We start from the raw sequence: 26,709 nt of genomic DNA, 5'->3' as shown, positions 1-26,709 counted from the left end.
CTAGGGTTCCTTTGCTTTGATTGTTGCGGGCCTCGTGCCCGCTATTTTTTTTGGGAACCGAACGCACTACTACTCGGCTCTATGCTTTCGACCGGACGCTGTACTCACCGGTCGATTTCCTTTCGGAAATGGCAGGATGGCGGCATCGCCGCCGGCAAGCCGGGCAAGGCCCCGGCTGAAGTTGTCTTCGAACTGCTGTTCGTCGATTTCGTCGACGGCGGTTGCGGGGGCGGCCTGCTGGCGCGTTATGAGACGCGTCACCTTCGGCCGCGTCGGCTTTGCCTTCGTCGCTTGGTCGCTTTCGCCACGGCCCATCAACTCCTTCAGCTGCAGATCGCTGAGGCGGCGGGCCGCGTCCTTCTGGACCTTGAGGGATTTGGCGAAATCGCTCTTCGCGCGCGCCGTCTCACGCGCCGCTGCCTGGCAATCGAACCCGGTCTTGTCGATGCAGGCCGCCTCGCAGATAAGACGCCCCTGCGGGTCATAGACCTTTACCGTTCCATGCAGATCGGACGGATCGAAGCGCACGGTCAGCTTCTTGCCGACCCACTGGTTCAACTCACGCGACCAGTAACGATTGCCAAAGAGGTGCACGGCACCATTCGGCTTGCGGGCCTTGATCGTTTCGGCCGTGAGCATCCAGAGCGAGCGCTGAATCGGACTTGCGAAACGGGGAGCGTTCAAGGGCTCGGCGAGGCTGGCGGCGAATGTCGCGTCGAAGCTCCGGCCCTTCGCTGTCTCCGTCTTGCGACCCTCGCGCGCATTGTGTTCGGCAATCCGGTCGGCGACATGTGTTTCGAGCTGGTCGAGCGGGACGGCCCATTCGCCGTAGTTTTCCGGCTTGTGCTCCGGGCTGCGACCGGTATAGGCCCCAGCCATGTCAGGATGCTTGGAGATTTCCTCGGCAAGGTCGCCCCAGCCGCGCTCGATCGGCTTCGACTGGCCGGAATAGGGTTTGACGAAGCGACCGTCGATGCCGAGCGTTTTCAAGAGGCCGGCGACCTCGTCTTCCGTGATCTTGAAACGGTTTCGCCGCTTCGCCCTGCCGGAGATTTTCTTGGACGCGAAGGCCTTGCCGTTGTCCATATAGAGGCGCTTGGGGATGCCATGGTCCTCGACCATGCGGCCGATTATGGTGCGAACGGCTTCCCAGGTCTCCGCCTCGGCAAGGGTCCAGGAGAGGATTTTCCGCGAATAGAGGTCCTGTGTCGCCATCAGGTAGACGCGCGTCGGCTTGTCCCGGCCCGGCAGCATGACATGCAGGTCGAGCTTGTGCCCGTCCGTGTTGGCGTATTCCATCGCCGCGAGATGGGCGACGGAGCGCTGTTGCGCGGGCAGGAGCTTCATCGCCTCTTCCTTGCCCTTGCGGGCGAGGATCTGCACGGCACGCGGGACCTTGATGTCCATGTGGCGGCGCAATGTCCGCTCGGCCGGAATGGGTGCCCATCCCTTTTTCTTGGCGACCTCCTTCATGCGACGATAGCAGGAGGAGAACTTGGGACCTTCCGGGCGAAGATAATCCGAAGCCAGCACGTCCCAGGCGTCGGGATGGCATTCCGCGGTCTTGATATCCTCGCCGTTCGCCGTGGCACTATCGGGAGCAAGGGCGGCAAGCCAGTCCTGGCGCGGCTTTCCCTCCACCTTCTGCCGCCATTCGTATAGCGAGCTGCGTGCGACGTCGAACTTGGTCTCGCAATAGCGCGCGGCCTGGGCGGCATTGATGCCTGCCGCTCGCATGCTCTCCCATGTGGTCAAAACATCCAGCCGCTTCTGGCACACGGCACGCTGGTCATCGGTGAGCGCTTCGAACCGCCTCCAAAGCAGGTTCGAAGCAGCCGTCTGCGGGATGTTCGGTGCGGCCTCGATGAAGGCAAGCTTCGATCGAGCGGCATCGGAAAGCAGAGAGACATGGTATTGGAACCCTCCGCCGCCTTCGCGGCCGGTAAGCTTCCGGCATCGCGAGGCATCCATTCGCCATCCCTCGCGGAAAACCACCTTGTCGAAGCCCTTGACGGTCGCGGGCAGGCCGGGCAGCTGCGCGGCGGCAAGCTCGGCGAGGCTGAACCACTCCTTCATGCGCGACCGCCCTTCTTCTCTGCCATCCAGGCGCGAATGTCGGCTTCGTTTTCGCGGCAGAACATCAGCGTGGCGCGCACCGCGTGGATGCGCTCCATCAGCATTTCTGCCTCGGCCTGCTTCATCCGGCCGGACTGCACTTCGCGGGGATAGACCCGTTCGCGCATCGCGATTTCCCGGTCGATCTCGGCGATCTGGCCGATGATGGAGATCTTGCCGGCCATCAGCCTTCACCCCGCCGAATGCGGACGGGCGTCGCCGTCAGTTTGCGGATTTCCGCGCCGATGGCGCGTTGCTCCTGGCGAAGGCGCTCGATTTCGGCAAGGCGCGCTTCGTCGCCCTGCAAGAGCAGGAGGCCGTCTTCCGAAACAATGACGTCCCAAAGCCAGACGGCGCCGGTGGCGCGCACAAAGGCCTTGAAGCGCACAAGGCTGATATCGTGCCCTTCCTTGCTTTCCGCCGTATAGGCGTCGAGCGAGGCCTTCGAGATCGAAGGCAGGCCGAGATAGGTCGCCATGCGCGCGGCGATCGTCGGGCGATCACAAGGGCACTCCCGAATGGCGCGCGCCATTTCGCGGCGAAGGCGGCTGCGAAAGCGGGCAATGTCTATGCGCTCGACGGGCGTCCGGCTCGGGAAGACCGGCTCGGCGAAGAAATCGGCCTGGGCGGGGTCTGGCTTCGTCATGCCGCTTCCGCCTCACGCTTGATGCTGGCCATCAGATTGCCAAGGCCCGCGTCCTGGTCGACACCGATATGGACGAGGAACTCCTGCCGTGTCTGTTCGCTCGCCCCGTCCCAGGCGGCGATCAGCTTGGCCAGCAATGCCGCCTGAGGATCGACGGCGGGCTTTTCCGGCTTCAGCCAGGAGAGCGCCAGCTTCAGATCCGGCTTTTCCTTCAGCGCGGCGGCAATGCGCAACTGGTCGTCGGCGGGCAGCTTCGCCAGCTTCAGGAGCTTCGACTGGTCGGTCTCGGCCTCGGTGCCTCGCACCGCCGCCCGCAGGGTCGGATGCAGGTTCTGGCCGATACGGGTCACATTAAAATATGTGCGCCTGCCGAAGCCGAGCCGCTCTTGGACGTGCTCTGACAGGTCGCGGCCAGGGGCGAAGACAAAAGTGCAATCGTTGCACTTTTCAGCGGAGTATTGTCCACGCTCGATCTTGCCGTGCTGCTTTTCCCAAAGCTCGCGGTATTTCATCACGAAGATTGCGCGGTCGAGCGCACTCAGCTCGTTGCGATAGAGGTTCTCGGCGATCTCCATCATCTGCGCCTCGGGGCCATCTGCCTCGACAACGAGCGCGTCCAGTTCCTCCCACCCGATGATATCGGCCGCGGCGCAGCGATGCCCGCCGACGATCAGGCTGAAGGGTGTCGCGCCCTTGTTCTTCGCCGGCGTGCGGCGCACCGTGATCGGCGATATCTGCCCGCGCGCCTCGAACGACGCGCCGATGGCGGCGGCCATGTCCATGTCCACCGGCCGCAGGCGGTCCCCACGGTAGAGGTCTTTCAGCTTCAGTCGGATAAGTTCGGCCATGCCTATGCGGCCTCCGCGTCTTCGGCGAGCGCCGTCATGAAATTGTCCTTGGCCCGCGCGGAAATCCGCTCGTAGGCCCGTTCGAAGACTGGCTCATACCGCCGCTGGTCGACCGTTCGGATCGACTGCAGCACCATGGCGCGGCCGACGCCGAGCAGCTTGGTCAACCGGCGGCGTGGGATACCGAACTCGTTGTTCAGGATGTGGATCGTGATCTGCCGGGCGAGCTTCGCATCGAACATCTCGACCGGCGGATTGATGAGATACCGGATCGGCAGGTGGTTGAAGTGCGACCGGCTGGCGCGGAAAGCGGCGCTGACCATGGCGGCCAGGCGCTCGTCTTCGGAATAGGGATTACGCATGACAAAAACTCCCTTTGGTTGTGCCGCACGACTCATGACAAGCTGGCGGTGCCAGGCGGGGAGGCAACCCGGCCTGGCACCTGTCATCCCCACGCGCGCGAACCACATGGAGACGATCGAAATGGACGAGGAAACGGACGAGCTGATCCTGGCGACGCAATCCATGTGCGACGGGCAGAACATGGCGATAGCGGCTATTGCTCTCGCGCTCATAGACAAGGGCGCTATTGACCGGGTGAGGCTGTTCGACATCATCGAAAGCCTCCACGGGATTTTGGCGGCTGATTATGTCGGCGCCCTTGGCGATATTGGTGACGCAGAGGTTGGCCTGTCGCGTCTGCGCGCATGGCTAGACGCTTCTGACTGGAAAGAGGGGAAGGTTGTGGAAGAGCTCCACAAACTAGAAGGCGCAGAGTTTCTCCGCAGCCAGCTGAAACTAGCAAATTCGAAACGTAGGAAGCCACCACCGAAGCAGGGAACTGATTGAAGGGGTCGAAATCGGAGACGTTCCCCATCACATCGCCCTCTGCAGCACGATAGCGAGTACCGCGAAGAGTGCCGCAAACGGCACCCCGCAAAGCAGCAACAGTTCCGCGCGCCGGCAGAACGCCGAGTGCGAAGGCACAAAAAGGACCACGTCGATTTTGGACGTGCTTTTCGCCCTATCGGCGCGCGCCGTCATCCGCGATTGTTCGGGTGTGGCGTCGGCGGAGCGGGTCTGACGGCCGGAACCGACGCAGGTTCTGCGGCACAAACCGCGAAAGGCCAGAGCAGCGTTCTTGTTGGCGCCACGCATCATGCCGCTGCCCCGCAGTCGGCCGCCTGCGCCTGGCGGCGCTCCCGCATCGTCGAGCGCTGATAGTTTTCCGCCGGCTGTGGTGATTTGCGGTGGCCGTCCGCATGATAGCGGGAGCGCCAGAGCAGGTGCGGGCGGCTCTGCAGGGCCGCCGCGATGGCACGCTCGCCGGCGGCGTTCGGCTCGCGAAGCGTCGTTCCCGCTGTGCCGCGCGGCAGATTGTAGAGGCGATCGACGTCGAGAAGGGAAAAGCCCGCAAGCGAAAGCTTGCTTTTGACACGATGAGCCTCTTCAAGGCGCGCGGCCGCGGCCTTGTCCGCATGACGGTCAGGGTGCATAAAAGTTCCTCGGTTTGAACGGGGAGGCTCTGCAAAGCCTCCTTTTTCAAGGGTGATTTGGTCCGTATTTATGGGAAAGGAGTATCGCAAAAAATTGCGATGGTAAATAGCTCCATCACAAAATTATGCGATACTGAGATCGCGTGGGAACCTTCGACTACGACGCAGTCTTCAGGCGCATCCTCAGTAAGAATTCCTGGGGAACCGAAGGGGAGTTAGCCAAAAAACTGGGTGTGGCCCCCAATACCTGGACGGCATATAAGAAAGGCAAGACATCGTTCGGGCTTCATGAGATCGCAAAAATTTGCGATACACTAGGAGTGGCGCCGCGTTGGCTTCTATTGGGAGAGGACGAGAAGGGGCAGGCCTCCCTCTACGACCGCGTTGAGCGCATCGTTTTAGAAGAGCATCTCGCGGCCAAGATAAAGCTGCCAGCAACGGCGTTGGCGAAGACCGCTTCCTACTATCTGGCTGGGCTAGAAGAGCGCTTGATCTCTAAGGACGATTGCGAGGAGGTCGATTTGCGATTGCGTCTTCTTCACAAGGAAGTTCGCATTGCTATCGAGAATGCACGTAGCGAGCCGGGCAAAGGGAAACACTCGGCTTGATGCTTGTTCAAGTCGACCACCCTATGCCTGTTCCTTAATGGGACGTTAAATTTGTGCGGCATGTTCTCAACCTGAAACTGTATGTGTGGTAAATCCGATTGATTAACGCGTATCACTGATGGAGGCGGTAAATGGGCTCGGGGGCGGTTTGGCTTGGCTTTGCAATGGTAAACTTCAGCCTATTCGGGGCGGCACTCGCGCGACGCTTCGGTAGGAACCCATGGGGATGGGGAATTCTCTGCCTGCTGCTCGCACTTCCGGGGATTGGGATACTTTGCATAGCGGGTCGCACTCAAGGGGCAAAGGATGCCAAACGCGATGACGCGGATAGCTGGCGCTGGTCCGCTTTGAAACTCGTTGATGAGGATATTAGGGCTGCGGCTGAGACTGCGGCTACCGTTAACCGCGAGCATCTTCTCTCGCAGGTCTACCTCGCTGCCGGGGATCGAAAATACCTGGATGCGGCTTTGCGCTTCGCCTTGGACGACGCCGCCGCCGCGAAGGCTGCGCGGGAGAGCCGACGAGGGCAGAGGAAATACTCCAACCAGATCGCGAACGCGCAATCGTGATCTGGCCGTTCTCCGGGGCCGATGGTAGGAACCTCAAGGCCCCTGAAAATACCGCGATTTTTCAAGGTTCCCCTATTTATTTCAATGATTTGGCATCGTTTGCGGCGCAAGGTTCCGCCTCAGGAGGAACCTCGAATTGGATTTTTCCGCATTTCCGGGGAGCCGCCGCCTTCGCCAGGCGCGCACGCCCCGCCACCGCCACTCTAGATTTTTCAATGGTTTGAAGAGGCTTCGAAGGCTTCTCGGCCGTTTTTGAGGCAGCGCTTGAAGCCAAGCCCGCTTTCACCCATACTTCGCACGCTCAAGGGTGTTTCCACCGAGCCAGCTGTCAAAAACGCTCCGCGCCCTGATCCGCCGTGCTCCCGCCGAAGCCCCTGATTTTTCGGCCTTTCTCGCCAGTTCCCGGCTATTCCCGGATATTCCCGCCTCGTCCGGATATATGTGTCGGACAACAACGGCTTCAATAGGGTCCATGGAAATCTATTGCTGTCCACTGACAGCCGCAATTTTTGGTGGTATCTTTCCGAGAAAATATCCCTATAAATCAATCTGATAGAAAACTTCGAAATTTACGCGGGATTTGAACCCGCAACCGTTGAAAATGCGAAAATCACCGAGGCGGAATGGTCGTCATTGGCTGTGGCCGGAGTTCGGTAGAAGAGTTGACGGGTGTATCAAAGTCAACCGACGGTCCCTGATCTGACAAAACGAGAGCGTCCTCATCTCGTCTTTCCACAGCCAGTTGTAGGGATCGTTTCGTCGAGAACAGCGGGGGCGGAGTATCTCTGATCAGGGAGGTCGCCTGCGTTCTGTCGGCTTGTATGAGGACAGCGACGAGAGTCTGCGAACAGATCATGCAAGGCAGCTTGCAGTTTCAGCTAGCAATACGGATAATGGTGAGACACCTTATCTAGTTGATAAGGCTAATCCGCTGTAGGCATGTCCGCCTTCCCACCGAGACAGGAACGTTGGTTCTGACTCTTTCAAGAGCCTAACCACAACGGCTGACTATCGCTTCGCATTTTCCTGGTTGATGGCGGAGTGTTGCAACGCATACCCGCATGATTGTCGCTAGGGCGATCCAATGAGAAGGCCGGGATCTTGCGATCCCGGCCTTCCGGCAGGCGTCACTTGGATCCCGGGGGAGGGAGACCTAGTGGGCCATGGCGATCTGTCCCTGCATGCTGAGCCCGTTGAGGGCGGCGTTCATGGCGATGGCGGTGACCGCGCCCATGATGACGGGGGAGTGGAACACCACCTGCGACCAGTCCGGCATGAACTGGAAGAAGTCCGGCTTGACGATGGTGATCATCGCCATGGCGACGCTCAAGCCCACCACCATGAAGTTGTTGAAGGTCGTGTCGAAGTCGATCTTCTGCAGGGTCTTCATGCCGACGACGACCAGCGTGCCGAACATCACGAACCCCGCGCCGCCGACCACGGGCTTGGGCAGCGAGGCGATGGCCGTCGCCAGCACCGGCGACAGGCCGAGCACGATGAGGAACCCGCCGGCCAGCGCTACGGTCCAGCGGCTGCGCATGCCCGTGATGTTCACCAGCGCGACGTTTTCCGAGAAGGCGGTATAGGGGAACGAGTTCAGCATGCCGCCGAGCATCGTCGACAGGCCGTCGGCCCGAAGCAGGTCGGCGATGGTGCGCTCCGTCGCGGGCCGGCCGACCATCTCGCCGACGGCGATCGTGTCGCCGACGGATTCCACCCACGTGATGGCGACGACGAGGCACATCGTCAGGACGGGCACGAGATGGAAGGTCGGCATTCCGAAGTGGAAGGGCGTGACGATTGCGACCGGCGCCGCATCCTTGACCGCGCTGAAATCGAGCATGCCCATAACGGCGGCGAAGACGACCCCGACGACCAGGCCGAGGAAGACCGAAATGTTCTTCACGAAGCCGCGGCCGAACATGTTCAGGAGAACGATGACGGCGAGCACGAGGAAGGCGAGGCCGATATAGGCGGGCCGGCCCGCATCCGGCATGAAACCGCCCGCGGCATATTGGATCGCGACCGGCAGCAGGCTGAGCCCCATCACCGTCAGCACCGCGCCGACGACGACGGGCGGGAAGGCCCTGACGATGTAGCGGCCGCGCGGCGCCATGAAGATGGCGAAGAGCCCCGCCGCGATGACCGCGCCGTAGACGGCCTGCAGGCCGGCATTGGGGCCATCCGCAAGGATTGCCGGATTGTTGCCGATGGCGATGACCGGCGAGATCGCGGCGAAGGTGATGCCCTGCATCAGCGGCATGCGCACGCCGAAGCGCCAGAAGCCGACGGTCTGGATCAACGTGGCGAGGCCGCAGGTGATGAGGTCGGCCTGGATCAGATAGGCGATCTGGGCCTGCGTGAGGTTGAGGGCGCCGCCGATGATGAAGGGTACGGCAATGGCGCCGGTATACATGACGAGCACGTGCTGGAGCGCGAACACCGCCATGCGGGCGGCAGGATCTCATCGACGGGATGGACATGCCGTGCAGTCTCGTTGGCGCCGGCCGCAGCCGCGCCATGGTCCGCTTGTCGGGACATGGGCTGAACTCCTGAAGGGAAAGGAAAGGGCGACGGCGTCCGGCGTTTACCAGAAGCCTTCGTGGGCTTTCGCGATCTCTCCTTCAAGCGTCGGAACGGGGCCGACGACCGCCACCCGGCGCTGCCCGGCGTCGAAAATGTGCTCGCAGGGCATGTCCATTGTCAGGTTTTCCGGATTGTCGCCGGTCAGTTCCGCAAGGTGTTTTTCCGTCATGCCGTAGACGAGCCGGCCGATGCCTGCCCAATAGGTGCCGCCCGCGCACATGCGGCACGGCTCCACCGAGGTGACGAGCGTGCATTCGGCGAGGAATTCCGGCGAATAGGCCTTGGCGGCGTCGCGCGCGAGGTTCATCTCCGCGTGGCTGGCGCCCTTGTCGTCCTTGAACGTGTTGTCGGAGATCAGGAGCACCGCTCCATCCGGCCCCGCCAGTAGCACGCCGAATGGGTGGTTGCCCGCCGCCCGGCTTTCCTCCGCGATCTTCATCGTCTCGCGCAGATTGCGCAGGTCGATGTCCGTTGCCTGTCCCTTGTTCTGTCTGTCGAGCATTCGTCACTCCTCCTGAACGCTTAAAACTCCCGGGATCAGAGTGCGCGAGAAGGGGGCTTGCGCCAATTTGAATGAATTGCGCATAGCGTGCGAAAAAACTGCACAGGGAGATTGTTGTGTCAGCGTTTTCGCGGGAGTTCTTCACCTTCGTGGAAGTGGCGCGCGAGCGCTCCATCCGCCGCGCAGCGGAAAAGCTCAATCTTTCGGCCTCCGCCCTCAGCCGCCAGATGTAGATCCTCGAACAGACTTTCGGTGCGCGATTGTTCGTGCGCATGCCGCAGGGCGTGCAATTGACGGAACAGGGGCAGGCGCTGCTGGCGCAGGCCGAGCGTTGGCTGGATGACGAAAGCGCGCTGCAGGCCGGTGGCAACGCGGCCGGCACGCTGCGGCTCGGCGTCATGGAATGCCTTGTGCCCTACATTCTGCCGGGGCTGGAGGCGGAGACGGGGCCGTCCACGCTGAAGGTCTCGGTGGGGGATACCGGCACGCTGGTCAGCCAGCTCTGCCGCAACGAGATCGATGCGCTCCTCGCCTTCAACGTGCCGCGCCTGCCCGAGCTTCGGGTCTATGACGAGCGGAGCTACAACCTCGGAGTGGTCTATGCACTGGCACTTGCGCCCTCGGGCAAGCCGCCGCTCCGCATCGAAAACTGCCTCGGCCGGCCGCTCTGCTTGCCCAATACCAGCCTTTCAGTCTGGCCGCGGCTCGATGCGGAGGTCTACCGCATTCATGCCGAGCCGCATATCGCGCTGAGGAGCAATTCCATCGCCCTCATCATGGAATATGTCGCGGCAGGCAAGGGCATCAGCTTCCTAACCTGACTGGACGCGGCGGCGGGCGTCGCCGAGGGGCGCTTCCTGTTCGCGCGGCTCGCAAACCGCCGCCTGTCGGAAAAGCTCTATCTCTGCGCGGCGGCCAATGCCCCGCCCAGGCCCTTCCAGGCGGCGCGCACCCGCGCGCTCTTCCGCCGCGTTCCTCAGTCCCCGCAAACGGAGTCTGGAAGCAGTGAGAGCTTTCTCGAGGGTGAACATGGCCTTCACCAACGCAACGAGTTGTGACCTATCGGGCTAACCGTCCTTATCCCATCAACGCCTTTAAGGGTATAGATAAGAATCTAGACGTGCGCCGCGTGACGCGGCGCGCATTATGATTAGAGGCTGCTGCCACTTTTTCAGCGACGTCAGTCGGAACCCATTTCGACAAGAGGTCCTTGTTCTCTGCGAGGAAGTGTTTCGCGCCTTCTTCACCCGCAGCTTGGTTTTCCGTTTGCCACGCCAAGAGCTTACTGACAGTTTCGTTGCTCCAGCCGCGCGTGATGAAATACGCCATAACCTCCGGGCTCGTCCAGTCTGCGAACGCCTTTGTCTGTGCGATCGATGTCAGTCGGCACGATGGAGCTTCGCGGAAGCCGCGGATCGTGCCCCTGGCTTCCTCATCCGTTCGAAACCTTTCCGGTCTCGATGGCTCGTGAGGAGGGCCGCATGGAGCGTTCAGATCGACACGGCACTTCCTCCTTCTGATCGACGATAGCGGTGCTGAAGGAGAGGGGTGATCGCGTCGTCTTTCTGTGAACCATCAACATAATCGCTTTTCGCCTGGTTCCTTTCAGCCTAGGTTGCCGGGGAAAGGCCATGGAATCCATGGACTTTCGTGCGATTCTGCCTGGGGAGGACACATGAACCCGACTGAGCCCGTCTACGGGACGGTGACGCTGCTGCTGATCGCGGCGGCCGCCGTTGCGCTGCTTCTTCTGCTCATCCTGCGGTTCCGCCTGCATGCTTTCGTCGCGCTCGTGCTGGTCAGCCTGCTGACCGCGCTGGTCACGGGCATCTCCTTCCAGGACGTGGTTCCGACGCTCTTGCAGGGCTTCGGCTCGACGCTCGCCTCGGTCGCGCTCCTGGTCGGCTTCGGCGCGATGATCGGGCGGATGCTGGAGGTTTCAGGCGGCGCGCAGGTGCTTGCCGACCGGCTGATCGGGCAATTCGGCCATGATCGCGCGCCTTTCGCACTCGGCGTTGCCTCGCTGCTGTTCGGCTTTCCGATCTTCTTCGACGCTGGTCTCGTGGTGATGCTGCCGATCATCTTCAGCGTCGCCCATCGTTTCGGCGGCTCGGTGCTGCTTTATGCTCTGCCATCGGCGGGTGCCTTCGCGGTCATGCACGCCTTCCTGCCGCCCCACCCGGGTCCGGTCGCCGCGGGCGAACTGCTGGGAGCCGATATCGGCCTTCTGGTGCTGGTCGGCCTCGTCGTCGCCCTGCCGACCTGGTATCTGGGCAGCTATCTCTTCGGCCTTTGGGCCGGCAAGCGTTTCGAGCTGCCGGTGCCGGAACTTCTCGGTTCGCTCAGCGAGACGGCGCACGACCGCGAACCGCCGTCCTTCGGCAAGGTGATGCTCGTGCTCCTGCTGCCGCTGGCGCTGATCTTCCTCAATACCGGCCTCGGCACGCTGGTGAGCGCCAAGGTGATCGACGGCGATGCTTTGTGGGTGAGCATCCTGCGCATGGCCGGGCAGACGCCGGTCGCGCTACTCATCACCGTGCTCGTCGGCATGTGGATGCTCAGCGGTCAGCGTACGCTCAAGGACATGGAAAAATTGATGGATGGGGCCCTCGGACCGGTTTGCGCCATCATCCTGGTGACCGGGGCCGGCGGCATGTTCGGCGGCGTGCTGCGCGCAAGCGGCATCGGCCAGGCACTCGCCGGCAGCCTGGAGGCGGTCGGCATGCCGCTGATCGTCGCCGCCTTCCTCATCTCCACCGCGCTGCGCGTGGCGCAGGGCTCGGCCACCGTGGCGTTGACCACGACGGCGGGCTTGCTCGCGCCCACCGTCGCCGCGACGACGGGGCTGAGCTCCTTCGACCTGTGCTTCCTCGTCATCGCCATCGCCTGCGGCGCGACGGTGCTCAGCCATGTCAACGATTCCGGCTTCTGGCTGGTCGGCCGCTTCCTCCAGATGGACGAACGGACCACGCTCCAGACCTGGACGGTGATGGAAACCCTGCTCGGCGTCATCGGCTTCGCCTTCGCCCTTGTCGGATGGTGGATACTATGAGCGGAGAGCTGCACCATATCGTGGTGATGGGCGTTTCCGGCAGCGGCAAGACCACCGTCGGGGAGGCGCTTGCCGAAAGGCTCGGCTGGCGTTTCATCGAGGGCGACAGCTTCCATCCGCCGGAGAACGTGGCCAAGATGTCGGCCGGGATTCCGCTCGACGACAACGATCGTGCTCCATGGCTGAAGGCGCTGGCGGCGGAGATTGCCAGGGATGAGGCGGCCGGCCGGCCCTCCGTGGTCGGATGCTCCGCGCTGAAGCGCGCCTATCGCAATATCCTGCGCAGCGGAGCGCCACGGGTGCGCTTCGTGCATGTCCACGGTGATCGCGCCGTGCTGGCCGATCGGCTTTCGCACCGCGCCGGGCACTTCTTCCCTGCCTCCCTGCTCGACTCGCAGCTTGCTGCGCTCGAACCGCTTGGCCCGGATGAGGACGGCGTGATCGTCGACGTGGCGCTTTCGACCACTGAACAGATCGACCTCGCAATGCGGGAGCTCGGCTACTGACACGGCTTCGGCAGGCTGAGTGAGCGGTGGGGCAACCTTTATATAGAACCCATCTCCACCGCGACACGGCGCAATTGCTCCAGAAACATTGACTGTAGCCCGCTCGGCAACCAGTTCTCGCGCATGGTGATGCCGATCGTGCGCATTCCGAGCCGTTGCCGCACATCTTCGCTGACGGGGATGCAATGCAAGAGCCCCTCCCGTTCTTCGACGGCGATCTGGCGGCGGGAGAGCATGGACAGGCGGTCGCTTTCCATGATGATGGCGCGGGTGAGAACAAGGGAGCTTGTTTCTATGCTGGTTCGCGGGGGTGAGGGGCATTTCTCGAAGAGGGCATCGAATGCGGCGCGAATGGGAGTTCCGGGCCGCTGCGCGACCCATTCCTGCCATGCGAGGTCGTCCAACGATGCGCCTCTCGCGCCGCTGGACAGAAGAGGATGGTTCGTCCGGCCCACGATGGCATACGGATCGTCGAACAGGGCTTCGGTCTTCAGGCCCGAAAGTTCGCTTCCCGAGCGCAGCGCACCGATCAGGATGTCGCTTGCCCCCATCCGCAACTGCTGGGACAGGAGCTCGTAGGAACCGTCCACCACTTCGATCTTCGCGTTCGGATGGGCGGCCAGCAAGGAGTTGATCGCCCGGCCGAGCAGCAGCGTGCGGGCAAGCGGCAGGCTGGCGATCTTGATCCGGCCTTCCATGCGGCCCTCGAGCTCGCGCAGCTCATCGACCGCCTGCTCAAGTTCGGTCAGTGCCACGCGCCAGCGCATCGCGAGGCGGCGGCCGATCGCGTTCGGGGCCACGCCGCTCGGGCCGCGCATGAGGATCGCCCTGCCCACATTGGCCTGCAGCTCGTGAAGCGTCCGGTGCAGCGCCCCCGGCGAGCCGCCTCCGCTGCGGGCCGCTTCGGTGATCGAGCCGCTGGCGGCCAGCGTGATCAGCGCCTCGATCTGGCGAAAGGTGATGCGGACCATGCCCTTCGAGATCAGGGCAGGATCGCGCTGGGAACTCTGGCCCAGTGCCTCGGCCAAGGCCGAGGACAGCTGCTCTTCCATGCGGCGCAGCCGGGCGAGAAGCACCTCGCCCGCGGCCGTCGGCTCGCTGCCGGCGGCGTAACGGTTCAGAAGCCTGGCGCCGAAGCGCTGCTCGATGCCGGCGAGCGCAACGGAGACGGAAGGCTGCGAGACGTTCAGCCCGGCCGCCGCCCTGTTGAGGCTGCCGCTCTCGCAGACCTGCATGAAGAGCCGAAGATGACGGATATTGAGACCTGAAACGTTCATGGCGTTCGGAATCTAATTCAAAAAAAACTATAACACGCTTCGGCTTTGGTATTAGCATCGGAACACCGGTTGATGCCAGTCTCCGCGCTGTAAAGTGGAGGAGCATGGATATGCATCAGAAGACCGGGCTTGTTGTCAGCGCCCATTCCGCCGATTTCGTCTGGCGGGCCGGCGGCGCAATCGCGGCCCACGCAAAGCAGGGTTACGCCGTCACCGTTGTCTGCCTTTCGTTCGGGGAACGGGGCGAATCGGCCAAGCTCTGGCGCAAGCCGGGCATGATGCTCGACGTGGTGAAGGCCGACCGTCGCCGTGAGGCGGAAAACGCTGCAAAGGCGCTCGGTGTCCACGATATCCAGTTCTACGATCTCGGCGATTATCCCATGCAGGTCACGCCGGAGGCATTCGACAGGCTAGTGGATCTCTATCGCGCCGTCCGGCCGGAATTCATGCTGACCCATTCGCGTCAGGATCCCTACAACTTCGATCACCCGATGGCGACCGAGTTTGCGCAGCATGCGCGCGTCATCGCCCAGGCGCATGGCCACAAGTCGGGGGAGCCCGTCCTTGGTGCGCCGCCGGTCTATCTCTTCGAGCCGCACCAGCCGGAACAGTGCAACTGGAAGCCAAATTTCCTTCTCGATATCAGCGATGTCTGGGAGAGGAAGCTGGCGGCGATCAAATGCATGGAAGGGCAGGAGCATCTTTGGGAATATTATACCCGGGTCGCTCTCCAGCGCGGCGTTCAGGCTTCGCGCAACTCCGACTACAAGATCACCTATGGCGAAGCCTATGAGGCCGTCTTCCCGCATGTCACCGGCACGCTGGGGCATGGAGCACTGGCATGAACGTCGTGCACCGGAACATTGATCGGGCGCCGCTCGATGTCGTCAACGCGCTGTCGGAATGCGGTGTCGCGACCGTACACGAGGCCATGGGGCGCGTCGGGCTGATGCAGTCCCATATGCGGCCGATCTGGCGCGGCGCGCGGGTCGCCGGCACGGCGGTGACGGTCTCGATCCCGCCGGCGGACAACTGGATGATCCATGTGGCGGTGGAACAGTGCCGGGAGGGCGACATTCTCGTGGTCGCCCCGACCTCGCTGTGCGATGCCGGCTATTTCGGTGAATTGCTCGCGACATCGCTCAAGGTGCGCGGCGTGCGTGGCCTGGTGATCGAAGCCGGCGTGCGGGACATCGCCGAGCTTGAGGAGATGGGCTTTCCCGTCTGGTCGCGTTTCGTCTCCGCGCAGGGCACGGTCAAGGCGACGCTCGGCTCCGTCAATGTTCCGATCGTGTGCGCCGGCGCCGCCATCGCGCCTGGCGATGTCATCATAGCGGACGATGACGGCGTGATGGTCGTGCCGAAGGCCGAGGCGCAAACCGCGCTTGAGGCATCACGGGCAAGGCTGGACAAGGAGCGGCAGACCCGGGCACGGCTCGCCGCAGGCGAGCTGGGCCTGGATATCTACAGGATGCGGGAGGCTTTGGCCGCAAAGGGGCTGACCTACATCGATTGATCGAAGGCCGGGAAGGTGGAGGAACCTTTCCCGCACGGGAGGACGAATGACCACGATTGCTTTCATCGGCTTCGGCGAGGCGGCACAGTCCATCGCCGGCGGCCTTGGTGGCCGAAATGCCGCGCGGCTTGCCGCCTATGACCTGCGCTTCAAGGATCCGGCAGCCTCTGCCGTCCTGCGCGATATCGCAGCGCAACGCGGCGTGGAGCCGCTTGACGATATTGCCGGCATTGCTTCGGCGGATGTTGTGCTGTCGCTCGTCGTCGGTGCGGCGACCAGGGCCGTTGCCACATCGGCGGCGCCGCATCTTTCGGAGCAGGCGATCTTCATCGATCTCAATTCCGTCGGTCCGGATACCAAGGCGCTCGCCGCCAGGGAAATAGCGGCCGGCAAGGGAAGCTTCGTCGAGGGCGCCGTCATGGCCCGCGTGCCGCCCTATGCGGAGAAGGTGCCGATCCTGGTTGCCGGCAAACGCGCGGGCGAGATCGCCGACCGCCTCAATGCGCTCGGCATGAACCTTGAGGCCGTCGGGGATACGCCCGGCCAGGCCTCGTCGCTCAAGATGATCCGGTCGGTGATGATCAAGGGCGTGGAAGCGCTGCTGATCGAGGCGCTTTCCTCGGCGGAGCGCGCCGGCGTCACCGAGCGCATCCTGGATTCCGTCGGAGAAACCTTTCCCGGGCTCGACTGGCGCCAGGTCGCGGACTACTACCTGTCGCGAACTTTCGAACACGGTGCGCGTCGCGTGACCGAGATGACCGAGGCGGCCGAGACGATCGAATCCTTCGGTCTGAAGGCACCCATGTCGCGGGCCGCCTGCGAGACCATAGCTGCCGCCCATGCGGCGATGAAGGATCAGGGCCTTGCCGTGACGGACGGATATCGCGGTTTCGTGCCCGTGCTGGCACGCCGCCTGGCAGGGGATCTCTGAGATGGACGGCATTCTTCAGTCGCTCGGCGTCATCTTCAGCTTCTCCGGCCTGGCGGTCCTCATCGCCGGGGCGTTGCTCGGCATCGTCATCGGCGCCTTGCCGGGCCTCGGCCCGTCGATCGGGCTGAGCCTTCTCATCCCCTTCACCTACAATCTCGGCCCCGAGCTCAGCATGCTGATGATGATCTCGCTCTACACTTCGGCCGAGTATGGCGGGTCGATCAGCGCGATCCTGCTCTCGACACCCGGCACGGCGGCCGCTGCCGCCACCGCCATCGACGGCTACGCCATGGCGCGCAAGGGCAAGGCGAACGAGGCCATATCGATCTCGCTAACCGCGTCCACGGTGGGCGGTGTCTTCGGTGGTCTGGCCCTGCTGTTGCTGGCGATGCCGCTGGCGGCGCTTGCCCTCAGGTTCGGCCCGGCCGGCTATTTCGCGGTCGGCGTGTTCGGCCTCACGTCGGTTGCCGCGCTGTCCGGCGGCTCGCTGGTCAAGGGTCTCGTCTGCGCGGCCTTCGGCCTCGCGCTTGCGACGATCGGCATCGATCCCATCGCCGGCACGCCGCGTTTCACCTTCGGCCTGTTCGAGCTTTATGAAGGCGTGCCGTTCCTCGCCGCGCTCATCGGTCTCTTCGCCGTGTCGGAGGCGCTGGTGATGATCGAAACCCGCGTGGCGGCAGCCCCTGTCATCAAGGACAAGGTCGGCCACGTCTTCATGTCCGGCGCGCTGTGGAAGGAAACCTGGCGCTCCATGCTGTCGGGTTCGGTCATCGGCACCCTGCTCGGCATCCTGCCCGGCGTCGGTGGCAACATCGCCTGTTGGGTCGCCCGCGATTATGCCCGGGCGCGTGATCCCCACCCCGAGGAATATGGCCACGGCTCCGCAAACGGCATCGCCGCGCCCGAGGCCTCCAACAATGCGACCGTCGGCGGTGCGCTCGTCCCGCTGCTCGCGCTTGGCGTGCCGGGGTCTCCGACGACCGCCATCATGGTCGGCGCCCTCATCATGCACGGCCTTCATCCCGGCCCGCAGCTCTTCACGGAAGCACCCTCGCTGGTCTATGCGATCCTCTTCGGCACGATCATCGCCTCCCTGGTGCAATACGCCGCGGGCTCGCTGTTCCTGCCGCTGATGGCGCGGGTGATGCGCCTGCCGGATGCGGTCATCGCCGTCGGCATCATGGCCTTTGCGGTGCTCGGCGCCTTCGCCATCCGCAACCTGATGTTCGACGTCTATCTGATGCTCGGCTTCGGCGTTGTCGGCTATCTCATGAAGAAGCTGCGTTTCCCGGTCGCCCCGATCATCCTGGCGATGGTGCTCGGCTACCTCGTGGAGTCCAACTATCGCACGGCGCTGGTCTCCTCGCAGGGCGACTACATGATTTTCATCACCGACCCGGTCAGCCTGCTGTTCCTCGTCCTCAGCCTCGTCAGCCTGCTGACGCCGCTTTGGCGCCGGCTCCAGGCCCGGCGCATGCGCCGGATCGAGGAAGCAGAAGGCGACGTCGCCCGCTAGGCAAGAATTCAACTGGAGGAGAAAAAGATATGACGATTAACAGAAGAACATTCGGCGCACGCCTGGCAGGCGCTGCCCTGGGAGTGGCGCTCGCCCTTTCGAGCGTCGCCCTGCCGGCCCCGGCCATGGCGGCGGATTTCCCGGAAAAGACGGTGACGCTGGTGGTCTGGGCGGGTGCTGGAGGCGCGCTCGATACCTATGGCCGCAAGCTTGCGGAACTTCTGGAAAAGGAGTCCGGCTGGACCGTCAAGGTCGACAATCGGCCGGGCGGCAGCGGTGCGGTCGGCGTTTCCCAGATCATGACCCAGCCGGCGGATGGCTACAACATCCTGGTGTTCACCGGCACGCTGACCTTCGGCATCGCCCAGGGCCTCATTCCCTTCGAGCTCAAGGACTTCCGCATGCTGCGCGCCATGCAGTCGGAGCCGTCCTCGCTGGCCGTGCTGTCCGACAGTCCGTTCAAGTCGGTCGACGACTTCGTCAAGTACATGAAGGAGAACCCGAGCGGGCTGAAGGTCGGCGGCCATGCGCCCGGCGGCTTCCACCAGTACATGCTGTACCAGCTGATGAAGGCGGGCGGCTTCGAAAGCGGCTGGATTCCGCACGACGCCTCCGGCAAGGTGACGCTCGCCCTGCTCGGCAAGCATATCGATGCCGCCATGATGACACCGTCGACCGGCCTTGCGCAGGTGAAGAACGGCGAGATCAAGCTGCTCGGCATTTCCACCGACAAGCGCAGCGAATTCCTGCCCGACGTTCCGACCTTCAAGGAACTGGGCTACGACATCGAAGGCGCCGTGTGGCGCGGCATCGCCGTGAAGGCCGGAACGCCCGATGACGTGGCCGCCGCCATTCAGGCTGCGGTGGACAAGGTCACGGCTTCCGAGGACTGGGAGAAGTTCCAGACCGAGCAGTTCCAGGACAGCCCGGACTGGAAGGAGGAGGAGTTCACCAGAAGGGCGGAGAGCGACCTCACCAACCAGCTCGAATTCCTCAAGGCGAACGGACTGGCGCAATGACAGGCCACGCTTCAGCCGTTTCGGGCTCCGGTCTCTCCCCCGCCTCAGGGGGAGGGAAACCCCGCAAACATTTCTGGCAGAACCTCATCGCGGCCTGTGTTTCGCTGGGCTGGAATGCGAGCTTCTTTGCCATGAGCCTCGCGCTTCCGGCCGGGCACTCGCGGGGGGATGTGGGCCCGGGTGCGCTCCCGATGGAGATTGCCATCTTCGGCATGGTCGTTTCGGCGATCTACTTCGTGCAGGTGCTGCGTGGCCATGCTCTCGGTGGCGCGGACGAAAAGGTGGATGTGGCGCGTGTCGCGTGCCTGCTCGGTCTTTTTGTCGCCGTGGCGCTCAGCGCGAACTGGATCGGCCTGGCGCTCGGTCTCGGCGTCGGCTCCGGCGTTGCGACCTTGCTCTTTCCGGGAACGAGGCCGCTGGTGCGCGCGGTCGCAACCGGCATCGGTTTCTGGGCGATTGCCTATGTGCTGTTCGGCATGCTGCTCGAGCTTCCGCTGCCCTGACCTGAAACGCTATCGATTGGAGTGAACGACATGACCGCGGATGGCATCCCGTGCATGATGATGAGGGGCGGCACGTCGAAGGGCGCTTATTTTCTCGCTGACGATCTGCCTGCCGATCCTGCGGAGCGGGACCGGCTGCTGCTGCGTATCATGGGCTCGCCGGATCCGCGCCAGATCGACGGCATCGGCGGGGCCGATCCGCTGACGAGCAAGGTCGCCGTCATACGGGCATCGGCCCGGCCGGGCTTCGACGTAGACTTCCTCTTCCTCCAGGTCTTCGTCGACCAGGCGCTGGTGAGCGATAGCCAGAACTGCGGCAATATCCTTGCCGGGGTCGGAGCCTTTGCGGTCGAGCGGGGTCTCGTCCGGCCGGCCGAAGGCGAAACGTCCATTCGTATCTATATGGAAAACACCGCGCAGTCGGCCGTCGCGCGCATAACGACCCGCAACGGTCGCCCGGTCTATGCGGGCGAGGCGCGTATCGATGGTGTGCCGACACCTGCGGCCCCCGTTTACCTCACCTTCACCGATGCCGCCGGTTCGAGCTGCGGTGCGCTGCTGCCGACCGGGTCTGCGGCAACGGAGATCGAGGGTATCGCCTGCACGCTGATCGACAACGGCATGCCGGTCGTCGTGATGCGCGCGGCGGATTTCGGCCTGACCGGCTATGAAAGCCGCGAGGAGCTGGAGGCGAACGATGCCGTCAAGGCGCGTATCGAACGCATCCGGCTCATTGCCGGTCCATTGATGAACCTCGGTGACGTCGCGAAGAAGTCCGTGCCCAAGATGACGCTCGTCGCCCCGCCGACGGCGAGCGGGGCCATCATGACGCGCAGCTTCATTCCCCACCGCGTCCATGCCTCCATTGGCGTCTTCGGAGCGCTGAGCGTAGCGACCGCGTGCATGTTTCCGGAAAGCCCGGCGGCGTCATTAGCTTCCTTGCCGGCCGGTGAAGACAAGAGCGTCTCCGTCGAGCATCCGACAGGCAGAATGGACATTCTCCTGCGGCTTGACAGCAACGCACCTGACGGGTTGGGGGAGTGCTCTTTCCTGCGAACGGCCAGAAAGCTGTTCGACGGACGGGTATTCACCGAATAAAGCCCACCTTCAGGACGAAACCCCGCTATACAGCTCGGCATAACTCTCGCGCAGCACGTTCTTCTGCACCTTGCCCATCGTGTTGCGCGGCAGGTCCTCGACGAAGAGCACGCGCTTGGGCTGCTTGTAGCGCGCCAGCCGGTCCTTCAGCCCGTCGAGCACCGCCTGCTCGTCGATGGCCGCGCCCTTCTGGCGCACCACGACGGCCGTCACGCCCTCGCCGAAATCGGGATGGGGCACGCCGATGACCGCGCTCTCGACGATGCCGGGCATGCCGTCGATCTCGGTTTCCACCTCCTTCGGATAGATGTTGTAGCCGCCGGAAATGACGAGGTCCTTGCCGCGTCCGACGATGTGCACGTAGCCGCGCGCGTCGATCAGGCCGAGATCGCCGGTGATGAAGAAGCCGTCCGCACGGAACTCCGCCGCCGTCTTCTCCGGCATGCGCCAGTAGCCCTTGAAGACGTTCGGCCCCTTCACCTCGATCATGCCGGTCTCGCCGTCCGGCAGGGGCCTGCCGGTCTCCGGCTCGGTGACGCGCAGCGACACGCCGGGCAGCGGGAAGCCCACCGTGCCGGCAATGCGATCGCCATCATAGGGGTTGGAGGTGTTCATGTTGGTCTCGGTCATGCCATAGCGCTCCAGGATGGCATGGCCGGTCTTTTCCGAGAAGCTGCGATGGGTTTCGGCGAGCAGCGGCGCGGAGCCGGAGACGAAGAGCCGCATGCCGGCCGTTGCCGCCGGCGTCAGGCCGGGATGCTGCACGAGGCGGACATAGAAGGTCGGCACGCCCATCATCACGGTGGCCTCCGCCATCAGGCGCAACACCTCGTCGGCATCGAACTTCGGCAGCAGGTACATCGACGAACCGGACAGCAGCGTGACGTTCGAGGCGACGAACAGGCCGTGCGTGTGGAAGATCGGCAGGGCATGGATCAGCCGGTCGGCGCGGGTGAAGCGCCAGTGGTCGCGAAGGGCGAGCGCGTTGGACAGCAGGTTGTCGTGCGTCAGCATCGCGCCCTTGGAGCGGCCTGTCGTGCCGGAGGTGTAGAGGATCGCTGCAAGATCGTCCGGGCCGCGCTCCGCGTCGAGGAAATCGGTCTCCTCGTCCGCCGCAAGCTCCAGCAGTGAGCCGCCGCCCGCTTCGTCCAACGTTTCGACATGGGCGCCGTATTTGCCGGCGATGAGGCTGACGCCCTCGCGGGCACCCGGCGAGACGACGACGAGGCGAGGTTCGGCATCGCCGATAAAATAGTCGAGTTCCGCCAGCGTATAGGCGGTGTTGAGCGGCAGGTAGACGGCGCCGGCCCTGACGCAGGCGAGATAGAGCATCAGCGCCTCGGGGCTCTTTTCCACCTGCACGGCAACCCGATCGCCGGGGCGTACGCCGAGCGTATCGAGAGCGCCCGCCAGCCGTCCCGATAGCGTCAGCATGTCGCCATAGGTCCATCGACGGCCGTCGCCCGTCTCGATGAAGATCGCCTCCGGCGTCGCCGCCGCGCGGATCGCGTCGAAAAGATGATTGCTCATGCGCTCAACTCCCTGCTCCCCTTCTTCTTCTCGTCGCGGTCCTCCGTGCCGCCGCCGACCAGCGGCACGAGACTGCGGCCGCCGCGGTCGGTCGGCACGAGACGCCGGATGGTAGGGGTCGTCACCACCTCGTTGCGGCCGGCGAAGGCTTCGTGGTTGGTCTCGATGTCGTCGAGCTTGTAAAGGTAGTTCACCATCAGCCCGTGCGCCTGGCGCATCGCGCGACCGGAGCGGTCGGCGAGGAAATTGATGCGCTCCAGCCGGGCGCCGTTGCCGAGATGGAAGCGGGCGACGGGATCGACGATGCGTCCTTTTGCATCGCGTGCCCTGAGAAAGTACCACGCGGCCGCGGCGGTCATGGTCGGCTGGACGGTTGCCGCGATTTCCTCGTCGTCGGCCCAGCCCTCGGTGTCGAGCACGGCAAGCCTGGCCTTTTCCGCATCGCCGAACGCGTCCGACGCCTCCGCGCGCCGTTCACGCGCGAGCCACGCAGCGAAGCCAGGTACCGGGGAAAGCGTGACGAACGTGTCGAGTTTCGGCAGGTCGCGGCGCAGATCCTCCACCACCTGCTTGATGAGGAAGTTGCCGAAGGAGATGCCCCGCAGGCCCTCCTGGCAATTCGAGATGGAATAGAAAACGGCCGTCGTGGCATCGGCGGCCCTGATGGGAGCCCGATCTTCGCGCAGGAGTTCGTCGATGCGTGAAGGCATATCCCGCGTCAGCGCCACTTCCACGAAGATCAGCGGCTCGTCCGGCAATTGCGGGTGGAAGAAGGCGAAGCAGCGCCGGTCCTCCGGCGCGAGACGTCGCCTCAGCTCGTCCCACCCGCCGATATGGTGCACCGCTTCATAGCGGATGATCTTCTCCAGGATGTCCGCCGGCGTCGACCAGCTTATCGGGCGGAGCACGAGGAACCCGCGGTTGAACCAGGAGCCGAAGAGGTGAGCGAAATCGGCATCGACGGCCTCGAGGTCGCGATCCTCCTCCTTGAGCTTGAGGAGCACCTCGCGCATTGCGACGAGCGTCGCGATGCCGTTCGGCGCAAGGTTCAGCCGCCGGATCAGTTCCTGGCGCCGCGGTTCGGCGGCGACATGGAGCTCCAGAAGCGCTTTCGGGCTCTGGCTCGCCCGGTAGGTGTCGATCGCCGCCTCCAGCCGGTCGGTCTTCGGCCCGAAGCGGGCAAGCAGCATCCGCATGAACTCGCGCTGCTTTTCGGTGTCGAAGGTCCGCCAGCGGTCGAGGATGTCCTTGGCGAGCGCCATGCCGGAGGCCTCGCCGCGGCTCGACAGCAGCGTCTCGCAGTGCGCCTCGATCGCGGCGAGCGGATCGAGCGTGTCCTCGCGCGCGCCGAAGGACAGGAAACGCCGTCCCCGCTCGGTGATCGTCTGCAGCATGTCGCTGAACAGGGATGCGGTGTTCATTGGACGGCTCCCAGCATCTGGTTCGGCAGCCAGGTGGCGATGTCGGGGAAGATGCAGAGAATGACGATCGCCAGGAACATGACCAGTACGTATGGAAGCGAGCCCCAGAGGATGTCCTTGGTCGGAATGGTCGGGGCGATCGCATTGATAACGAAGAGGTTGAGCCCGATCGGCGGGGTGATGAGGCCGACCTCCATGTTGATCGTCAGCACGATCGCGAACCAGTAGGGGTCGAAACCGGCCTGGGTGACGATGGGAAAGAGCATCGGCGCGGTCATGACGATGACGGCGACGGGCGGCAGGAACATGCCGCAGACCAAGAGGAAGATGTTGATGATGAACATCAGCACCCAGCGGTTGACCTCAAGGTCGGCGATGGCGGCCGCGACCGTCTGGGTGATGAAGAGGGAGGACAGGGCGAAGGCGAAGAGTTCCGCCGCCGCCATGATCATCATGATCATCACGCTTTCGCGCATGGCCGAGCCGAAGATGCCGGCGACCGGCTTTAGCCGAAACAGGCGATAGGCGACGATCACGACGACAAGCGTAAGGAACGCGCCCGCGCCTGCCGCCTCCGAGGGCGTCGCGATACCGCCGTAAAGCACGTAGAGCGTGCCGGCGATGATCAGGAGGAAGGGCAGGATGCGCGGCAGGCGGGAAAGACGCTCCTGCATCGTGTAGCGGATCGCACGGGCGTCGAATTCGTAGCCTTTCCGCTTGCAGTCGATGACGGCCCAGATCATGAACATGACGGTGAGCATGATGCCGGGGATGACGCCGGCCATGAACAGACGCCCGATCGATGTCTCCGTCGCGATGCCGTAGACGATGAGCGTGACGGAGGGCGGGATCAGGATGCCCAGCGTTCCGCCGGCGGCGATGGACCCGGTGGCGACCGAGGTCGGGTAACCGCGCCGGAGCATCTCCGGAATGCCCATCTTGCCGATGGCCGCGCAGGTGGCCGGCGACGAGCCGGTCATGCCGGAAAAGATGGCGCAGGCGCCGATGTTCGACAGCACCAGCCCGCCCGGAATGCGGTTCAGCCAACGGTCGAGCGCCGTATAGAGATCCGAGCCGGCCGGCGAGGAGGCGACCGCTGCCCCCATCAGCACGAACATCGGTATGGAAACATAGGCAAGGTTGGCGATACCCGAGAACATCGTGTCGCCCAACACGTAGAAGATGGCGGCGCCGCTCTGCAGATAGAGCGCGAGGAAGGCGGCGAGCCCCAGCGCGAAGGCGATCGGCATACCGGTTGCGAGCAGCGCGAAAAGGCAGACGATGATCATCAGGCCGGCGAGGGTAGGGCTCATCGCGGGAACTCCTTGGGAAGGGGCAGGTCGTCGCCGGTGCCGGCCGCCTGTTGCCCGGCAATCGGGGCATGGGTGCCGGCCGGCGCCGCCCCCGTGGTCAGCAGGATGAGGATCTGCGCCACATATTGCAGGCAGAGCACCGCGAAGCCGGCCGGCAATGCCGAGAGCGGTATCCAGAGCGGCGGCGCCCAGACACTCGAATGGCGCCAGTTACCGAGCCATGCCTCGTGGAACTGGACCCAGGTCGCCGCGAGCATGATAATGCAGAAGGCGAGCCCCAGAACGCTCGCCGTCAGGCGCATGCCGGCGCGGGTGCGCTCGCCGACGAGCATCTCCACGACGTCGACACCGACATGACCGCCCTTCATCAGCACATAGGGTGCGCCGAGGAACATCGCGGCCGTGGCGGAGAACACGACGAAGTCGGTCTGCCAGATCGTCGGCATGCGGAAGATGTAGCGCAGCAGGATCATCTGGCAGACTACCAGCATGGCCGCGACGATGAGGAGCGTGGCGATGAGGGCCAGCCCGCGCGACAACGCGCCGACCGCCCGGATATAGGCGTTGACCATCTGAGATCCCCTTGTTGGCCTGAGGAACGGGCAGCAGGTGTCTGACCTGCCGCCCGTTGACAAATCCGGCCTATTCGACGGCCAGTGCCTTCTCGATCAGCTTGTCGCCGTTCGGCACATTGGCGGCAAAGTTCTTGTACGAGGACTGTCTGGCGACTTCGAGCCAGGCATCGTAATCCGCCTTCGACATCTCGACCACCTCGACGCCCGCCTTCTTGTAGGCGTCGATCATGATCTGGTCGCCCTTGCGGACCTCCTCGTTGAAATAGGCCTCCGCCTTTTCTCCCGCCGCAAGGATCGCCTTCTGCTGTGCCTCCGTCAGGCCCTCAAAGACCCGCTTGGAGATGAGCACCGGCTCGTACATGAACCAGAGCGCGTTTTCGCCGGGCGCCGTCAGGCATTTGGCGTGCTCGAACAGGCGGTAGGAAACGAAGCTCGCCGACGAGGTATTTGCCGCGTCGAGCACGCCTGTCTGCATGCCGGTATAGATTTCGGACGAGGGCATGGACGAGATCGAGGCGCCAGCCGCCACCAGCATCTCCTCGAAGGCGGGCCCGGCAGCGCGGATGACCTGCCCCTTGATCGTCTCGGGCGTCGTGATGCAGCCTTGCTTGGAAGCGAAGGCGCCGGACAGCCACGCATCGGCGATCACCATCGCACCGGCATTTTCGATGATCGCCTTGATGTCCTTCATGAAGTCGGAATCGTTGAGGCGCATCGCGCGGTCGAAGTTGCCGACGAGACCCGGCATCAGCGTCGCCGAGAATTCCGGATGCCGGCCGGACGCATAGTCCAGCGGGAAGGATGTCATGTCGAGCAGGCCGCGCGTCACGGCGTTCCACTGGTCGTTCGGCTTGTAGAGCGAAGAGCCGGGAAACACCTGGATCTCAAGGTCGACATTTGCGGCCGCCACATCGCGGGCGATCATCTGCACCATCTCGTCGCGGATGTCGCCCTTGCCGCCGGGAAACTGGTGGGATGCCTTCAGGATCGTCTGCGCGGATGCCGAGCCGGCCAGAAGCGCGGCCGACACGCACAGCATATGTGCGAATCTTCTCATTTTATCCTCCCTGATATTCCGGCCC

At 63.7% G+C, this 26,709-nt stretch carries 28 protein-coding genes and 1 pseudogene; 13 read left to right on the top strand and 16 right to left on the bottom strand.

Translation table 11 applies throughout. From position 1 onward, the window contains the following. Positions 1 to 69 precede the first annotated feature (69 nt). The 5 genes from AABF56_RS13920 to AABF56_RS13900 all read right to left on the bottom strand — a co-directional run bounded on the left by AABF56_RS13920 (position 70) and on the right by AABF56_RS13900 (position 3,971). A complete protein-coding gene (locus AABF56_RS13920) occupies positions 70 to 2,076 on the bottom strand; it encodes a transposase domain-containing protein (protein ID WP_272806371.1) in 2,007 nt (668 codons plus the stop codon). Next, positions 2,073 to 2,300, bottom strand: coding sequence for a hypothetical protein (locus AABF56_RS13915; protein ID WP_272806370.1), 228 nt, complete (start codon positions 2,298 to 2,300; stop codon positions 2,073 to 2,075). Before AABF56_RS13915 ends, AABF56_RS13920 begins: the two co-directional genes overlap by 4 nt. Then, complete coding sequence (locus tag AABF56_RS13910) at positions 2,300 to 2,761, bottom strand: hypothetical protein (protein ID WP_272806369.1); 462 nt, start codon at positions 2,759 to 2,761, stop codon at positions 2,300 to 2,302. Before AABF56_RS13910 ends, AABF56_RS13915 begins: the two co-directional genes overlap by 1 nt. Continuing rightward, entirely contained in the window at positions 2,758 to 3,537 is a 780-nt protein-coding gene (locus tag AABF56_RS13905) for a ParB/RepB/Spo0J family partition protein (protein ID WP_338341840.1), read from the bottom strand. The genes AABF56_RS13910 and AABF56_RS13905 overlap by 4 nt, the downstream gene beginning before the upstream one ends. A 74-nt stretch (positions 3,538 to 3,611) precedes the next feature. Next, on the bottom strand, positions 3,612 to 3,971 hold the full coding sequence (locus AABF56_RS13900) for a hypothetical protein (RefSeq protein ID WP_272806367.1): 360 nt from the start codon (positions 3,969 to 3,971) through the stop codon (positions 3,612 to 3,614). A 106-nt stretch (positions 3,972 to 4,077) separates the two neighbouring features. Here AABF56_RS13900 and AABF56_RS13895 point away from each other — a divergent pair, with 106 nt between their 5' ends. Next, the gene (locus AABF56_RS13895; RefSeq protein ID WP_272806366.1) at positions 4,078 to 4,458 is read left to right on the top strand and encodes a hypothetical protein; all 381 of its coding nucleotides are present in this window, start codon (positions 4,078 to 4,080) and stop codon (positions 4,456 to 4,458) included. A 27-nt stretch (positions 4,459 to 4,485) separates the two neighbouring features. On the opposite strand, the gene AABF56_RS13890 is transcribed toward AABF56_RS13895, so the two are convergent. Next, positions 4,486 to 4,770 (bottom strand): hypothetical protein, encoded by a 285-nt coding sequence (locus AABF56_RS13890; RefSeq protein WP_272806365.1) that lies wholly within the window; start codon positions 4,768 to 4,770, stop codon positions 4,486 to 4,488. Continuing rightward, positions 4,767 to 5,105, bottom strand: a complete 339-nt coding sequence (locus AABF56_RS13885; RefSeq protein WP_272806364.1) for a helix-turn-helix domain-containing protein — start codon at positions 5,103 to 5,105, stop codon at positions 4,767 to 4,769. The genes AABF56_RS13890 and AABF56_RS13885 overlap by 4 nt, the downstream gene beginning before the upstream one ends. A 143-nt stretch (positions 5,106 to 5,248) precedes the next feature. Here AABF56_RS13885 and AABF56_RS13880 point away from each other — a divergent pair, with 143 nt between their 5' ends. Next, entirely contained in the window at positions 5,249 to 5,713 is a 465-nt protein-coding gene (locus AABF56_RS13880; RefSeq protein WP_272806363.1) for a helix-turn-helix domain-containing protein, read from the top strand. A 1,722-nt stretch (positions 5,714 to 7,435) separates the two neighbouring features. Here AABF56_RS13880 and AABF56_RS13875 read toward each other — a convergent pair. Then, positions 7,436 to 8,731, bottom strand: a complete 1,296-nt coding sequence (locus tag AABF56_RS13875) for a nucleobase:cation symporter-2 family protein (protein WP_272806362.1) — start codon at positions 8,729 to 8,731, stop codon at positions 7,436 to 7,438. A 138-nt stretch (positions 8,732 to 8,869) separates the two neighbouring features. Continuing rightward, on the bottom strand, positions 8,870 to 9,370 hold the full coding sequence (locus tag AABF56_RS13870) for a nucleoside deaminase (RefSeq protein WP_272806361.1): 501 nt from the start codon (positions 9,368 to 9,370) through the stop codon (positions 8,870 to 8,872). Positions 9,371 to 9,486: 116 nt separating this feature from the next. Here AABF56_RS13870 and AABF56_RS13865 point away from each other — a divergent pair, with 116 nt between their 5' ends. Then, positions 9,487 to 9,603 carry a helix-turn-helix domain-containing protein gene (locus AABF56_RS13865; RefSeq protein ID WP_272806360.1) on the top strand — a complete coding sequence of 39 codons (117 nt, stop codon included), beginning with the start codon at positions 9,487 to 9,489 and terminating at the stop codon, positions 9,601 to 9,603. A 39-nt stretch (positions 9,604 to 9,642) separates the two neighbouring features. Then, positions 9,643 to 10,191: a LysR family transcriptional regulator substrate-binding protein gene (locus AABF56_RS13860; protein ID WP_272807510.1), complete on the top strand. Its 549-nt coding sequence runs from the start codon at positions 9,643 to 9,645 to the stop codon at positions 10,189 to 10,191. 334 nt (positions 10,192 to 10,525) lie between these two features. Here the strand turns inward: AABF56_RS13860 and AABF56_RS13855 are convergent. Further along, positions 10,526 to 10,711: pseudogene (locus tag AABF56_RS13855) on the bottom strand (ABC transporter substrate-binding protein); the annotation flags it as partial. 334 nt (positions 10,712 to 11,045) lie between these two features. On the opposite strand from AABF56_RS13855, the gene AABF56_RS13850 reads away from it, so the two are divergent. After that, positions 11,046 to 12,422, top strand: a complete 1,377-nt coding sequence (locus AABF56_RS13850; RefSeq protein WP_272806359.1) for a GntP family permease — start codon at positions 11,046 to 11,048, stop codon at positions 12,420 to 12,422. Then, on the top strand, positions 12,419 to 12,928 hold the full coding sequence (locus tag AABF56_RS13845) for a gluconokinase (RefSeq protein WP_272806358.1): 510 nt from the start codon (positions 12,419 to 12,421) through the stop codon (positions 12,926 to 12,928). Before AABF56_RS13850 ends, AABF56_RS13845 begins: the two co-directional genes overlap by 4 nt. A 38-nt stretch (positions 12,929 to 12,966) precedes the next feature. On the opposite strand, the gene AABF56_RS13840 is transcribed toward AABF56_RS13845, so the two are convergent. Next, positions 12,967 to 14,205 carry a LysR family transcriptional regulator gene (locus AABF56_RS13840; RefSeq protein WP_272806357.1) on the bottom strand — a complete coding sequence of 413 codons (1,239 nt, stop codon included), beginning with the start codon at positions 14,203 to 14,205 and terminating at the stop codon, positions 12,967 to 12,969. A 110-nt stretch (positions 14,206 to 14,315) separates the two neighbouring features. Between AABF56_RS13840 and AABF56_RS13835 the strand changes: the two genes are divergently transcribed. The 7 genes from AABF56_RS13835 to AABF56_RS13805 are packed head-to-tail and all read left to right on the top strand — an operon-like array spanning position 14,316 to position 20,788. Further along, positions 14,316 to 15,050 carry a PIG-L deacetylase family protein gene (locus AABF56_RS13835; RefSeq protein WP_272806356.1) on the top strand — a complete coding sequence of 245 codons (735 nt, stop codon included), beginning with the start codon at positions 14,316 to 14,318 and terminating at the stop codon, positions 15,048 to 15,050. Continuing rightward, positions 15,047 to 15,721 (top strand): 4-carboxy-4-hydroxy-2-oxoadipate aldolase/oxaloacetate decarboxylase, encoded by a 675-nt coding sequence (locus AABF56_RS13830; protein ID WP_272806355.1) that lies wholly within the window; start codon positions 15,047 to 15,049, stop codon positions 15,719 to 15,721. The genes AABF56_RS13835 and AABF56_RS13830 overlap by 4 nt, the downstream gene beginning before the upstream one ends. A 46-nt stretch (positions 15,722 to 15,767) precedes the next feature. Continuing rightward, positions 15,768 to 16,652 carry an NAD(P)-dependent oxidoreductase gene (locus AABF56_RS13825; RefSeq protein ID WP_272806354.1) on the top strand — a complete coding sequence of 295 codons (885 nt, stop codon included), beginning with the start codon at positions 15,768 to 15,770 and terminating at the stop codon, positions 16,650 to 16,652. A gap of 1 nt (position 16,653) precedes the next feature. Beyond that, positions 16,654 to 18,168, top strand: a complete 1,515-nt coding sequence (locus tag AABF56_RS13820) for a tripartite tricarboxylate transporter permease (RefSeq protein WP_272806353.1) — start codon at positions 16,654 to 16,656, stop codon at positions 18,166 to 18,168. A 29-nt stretch (positions 18,169 to 18,197) separates the two neighbouring features. Next, complete coding sequence (locus tag AABF56_RS13815; protein ID WP_272806352.1) at positions 18,198 to 19,187, top strand: tripartite tricarboxylate transporter substrate binding protein; 990 nt, start codon at positions 18,198 to 18,200, stop codon at positions 19,185 to 19,187. Further along, positions 19,184 to 19,690, top strand: a complete 507-nt coding sequence (locus AABF56_RS13810; protein WP_272806351.1) for a tripartite tricarboxylate transporter TctB family protein — start codon at positions 19,184 to 19,186, stop codon at positions 19,688 to 19,690. The genes AABF56_RS13815 and AABF56_RS13810 overlap by 4 nt, the downstream gene beginning before the upstream one ends. 30 nt (positions 19,691 to 19,720) lie before the next feature. After that, positions 19,721 to 20,788: a 4-oxalomesaconate tautomerase gene (locus tag AABF56_RS13805; protein WP_272806350.1), complete on the top strand. Its 1,068-nt coding sequence runs from the start codon at positions 19,721 to 19,723 to the stop codon at positions 20,786 to 20,788. A gap of 9 nt (positions 20,789 to 20,797) precedes the next feature. Here the strand turns inward: AABF56_RS13805 and AABF56_RS13800 are convergent, their stop codons facing one another. From AABF56_RS13800 to AABF56_RS13780, 5 genes are all read right to left on the bottom strand, one after another. Continuing rightward, the gene (locus AABF56_RS13800; RefSeq protein ID WP_272806349.1) at positions 20,798 to 22,318 is read right to left on the bottom strand and encodes a malonate--CoA ligase; all 1,521 of its coding nucleotides are present in this window, start codon (positions 22,316 to 22,318) and stop codon (positions 20,798 to 20,800) included. Next, positions 22,315 to 23,739, bottom strand: a complete 1,425-nt coding sequence (locus AABF56_RS13795) for a malonyl-CoA decarboxylase (protein WP_272806348.1) — start codon at positions 23,737 to 23,739, stop codon at positions 22,315 to 22,317. The genes AABF56_RS13800 and AABF56_RS13795 overlap by 4 nt, the downstream gene beginning before the upstream one ends. Continuing rightward, complete coding sequence (locus AABF56_RS13790; RefSeq protein ID WP_272806347.1) at positions 23,736 to 25,052, bottom strand: TRAP transporter large permease; 1,317 nt, start codon at positions 25,050 to 25,052, stop codon at positions 23,736 to 23,738. The genes AABF56_RS13795 and AABF56_RS13790 overlap by 4 nt, the downstream gene beginning before the upstream one ends. Further along, entirely contained in the window at positions 25,049 to 25,624 is a 576-nt protein-coding gene (locus AABF56_RS13785; protein WP_272806346.1) for a TRAP transporter small permease subunit, read from the bottom strand. The genes AABF56_RS13790 and AABF56_RS13785 overlap by 4 nt, the downstream gene beginning before the upstream one ends. Positions 25,625 to 25,694: 70 nt before the next feature. Beyond that, the gene (locus AABF56_RS13780) at positions 25,695 to 26,684 is read right to left on the bottom strand and encodes a TRAP transporter substrate-binding protein (protein ID WP_272806345.1); all 990 of its coding nucleotides are present in this window, start codon (positions 26,682 to 26,684) and stop codon (positions 25,695 to 25,697) included. Between the last annotated feature and the right edge of the window lie 25 nt (positions 26,685 to 26,709).

Origin of the sequence: Shinella sp. WSC3-e (genome assembly GCF_945994535.1) — a bacterium.
Taxonomy (GTDB): Bacteria; Pseudomonadota; Alphaproteobacteria; order Rhizobiales; family Rhizobiaceae; genus Shinella; species Shinella yambaruensis.
The sequence above is the reverse complement of the archived record's forward strand: the minus strand, read 5'-3'. Positions and strand labels throughout refer to the sequence as shown.

Coding starts and splice junctions, on each gene's coding strand:
- AABF56_RS13825 (WP_272806354.1), top strand. CDS start 15,768: ATGACCACGATTGCTTTCATCGGCTTCGGCGAGGCGGCACAGTCCATC.
- AABF56_RS13875 (WP_272806362.1), bottom strand. CDS start 8,731: ATGGCGGTGTTCGCGCTCCAGCACGTGCTCGTCATGTATACCGGCGCC.
- AABF56_RS13785 (WP_272806346.1), bottom strand. CDS start 25,624: ATGGTCAACGCCTATATCCGGGCGGTCGGCGCGTTGTCGCGCGGGCTG.
- AABF56_RS13920 (WP_272806371.1), bottom strand. CDS start 2,076: ATGAAGGAGTGGTTCAGCCTCGCCGAGCTTGCCGCCGCGCAGCTGCCC.
- AABF56_RS13810 (WP_272806351.1), top strand. CDS start 19,184: ATGACAGGCCACGCTTCAGCCGTTTCGGGCTCCGGTCTCTCCCCCGCC.
- AABF56_RS13905 (WP_338341840.1), bottom strand. CDS start 3,537: ATGGCCGCCGCCATCGGCGCGTCGTTCGAGGCGCGCGGGCAGATATCG.
- AABF56_RS13870 (WP_272806361.1), bottom strand. CDS start 9,370: ATGCTCGACAGACAGAACAAGGGACAGGCAACGGACATCGACCTGCGC.
- AABF56_RS13845 (WP_272806358.1), top strand. CDS start 12,419: ATGAGCGGAGAGCTGCACCATATCGTGGTGATGGGCGTTTCCGGCAGC.
- AABF56_RS13830 (WP_272806355.1), top strand. CDS start 15,047: ATGAACGTCGTGCACCGGAACATTGATCGGGCGCCGCTCGATGTCGTC.
- AABF56_RS13780 (WP_272806345.1), bottom strand. CDS start 26,684: ATGAGAAGATTCGCACATATGCTGTGCGTGTCGGCCGCGCTTCTGGCC.
- AABF56_RS13800 (WP_272806349.1), bottom strand. CDS start 22,318: ATGAGCAATCATCTTTTCGACGCGATCCGCGCGGCGGCGACGCCGGAG.
- AABF56_RS13900 (WP_272806367.1), bottom strand. CDS start 3,971: ATGCGTAATCCCTATTCCGAAGACGAGCGCCTGGCCGCCATGGTCAGC.
- AABF56_RS13835 (WP_272806356.1), top strand. CDS start 14,316: ATGCATCAGAAGACCGGGCTTGTTGTCAGCGCCCATTCCGCCGATTTC.
- AABF56_RS13860 (WP_272807510.1), top strand. CDS start 9,643: ATGCCGCAGGGCGTGCAATTGACGGAACAGGGGCAGGCGCTGCTGGCG.
- AABF56_RS13885 (WP_272806364.1), bottom strand. CDS start 5,105: ATGCACCCTGACCGTCATGCGGACAAGGCCGCGGCCGCGCGCCTTGAA.
- AABF56_RS13895 (WP_272806366.1), top strand. CDS start 4,078: ATGGAGACGATCGAAATGGACGAGGAAACGGACGAGCTGATCCTGGCG.
- AABF56_RS13850 (WP_272806359.1), top strand. CDS start 11,046: ATGAACCCGACTGAGCCCGTCTACGGGACGGTGACGCTGCTGCTGATC.
- AABF56_RS13840 (WP_272806357.1), bottom strand. CDS start 14,205: ATGAACGTTTCAGGTCTCAATATCCGTCATCTTCGGCTCTTCATGCAG.
- AABF56_RS13815 (WP_272806352.1), top strand. CDS start 18,198: ATGACGATTAACAGAAGAACATTCGGCGCACGCCTGGCAGGCGCTGCC.
- AABF56_RS13915 (WP_272806370.1), bottom strand. CDS start 2,300: ATGGCCGGCAAGATCTCCATCATCGGCCAGATCGCCGAGATCGACCGG.
- AABF56_RS13910 (WP_272806369.1), bottom strand. CDS start 2,761: ATGACGAAGCCAGACCCCGCCCAGGCCGATTTCTTCGCCGAGCCGGTC.
- AABF56_RS13820 (WP_272806353.1), top strand. CDS start 16,654: ATGGACGGCATTCTTCAGTCGCTCGGCGTCATCTTCAGCTTCTCCGGC.
- AABF56_RS13890 (WP_272806365.1), bottom strand. CDS start 4,770: ATGATGCGTGGCGCCAACAAGAACGCTGCTCTGGCCTTTCGCGGTTTG.
- AABF56_RS13805 (WP_272806350.1), top strand. CDS start 19,721: ATGACCGCGGATGGCATCCCGTGCATGATGATGAGGGGCGGCACGTCG.
- AABF56_RS13790 (WP_272806347.1), bottom strand. CDS start 25,052: ATGAGCCCTACCCTCGCCGGCCTGATGATCATCGTCTGCCTTTTCGCG.
- AABF56_RS13795 (WP_272806348.1), bottom strand. CDS start 23,739: ATGAACACCGCATCCCTGTTCAGCGACATGCTGCAGACGATCACCGAG.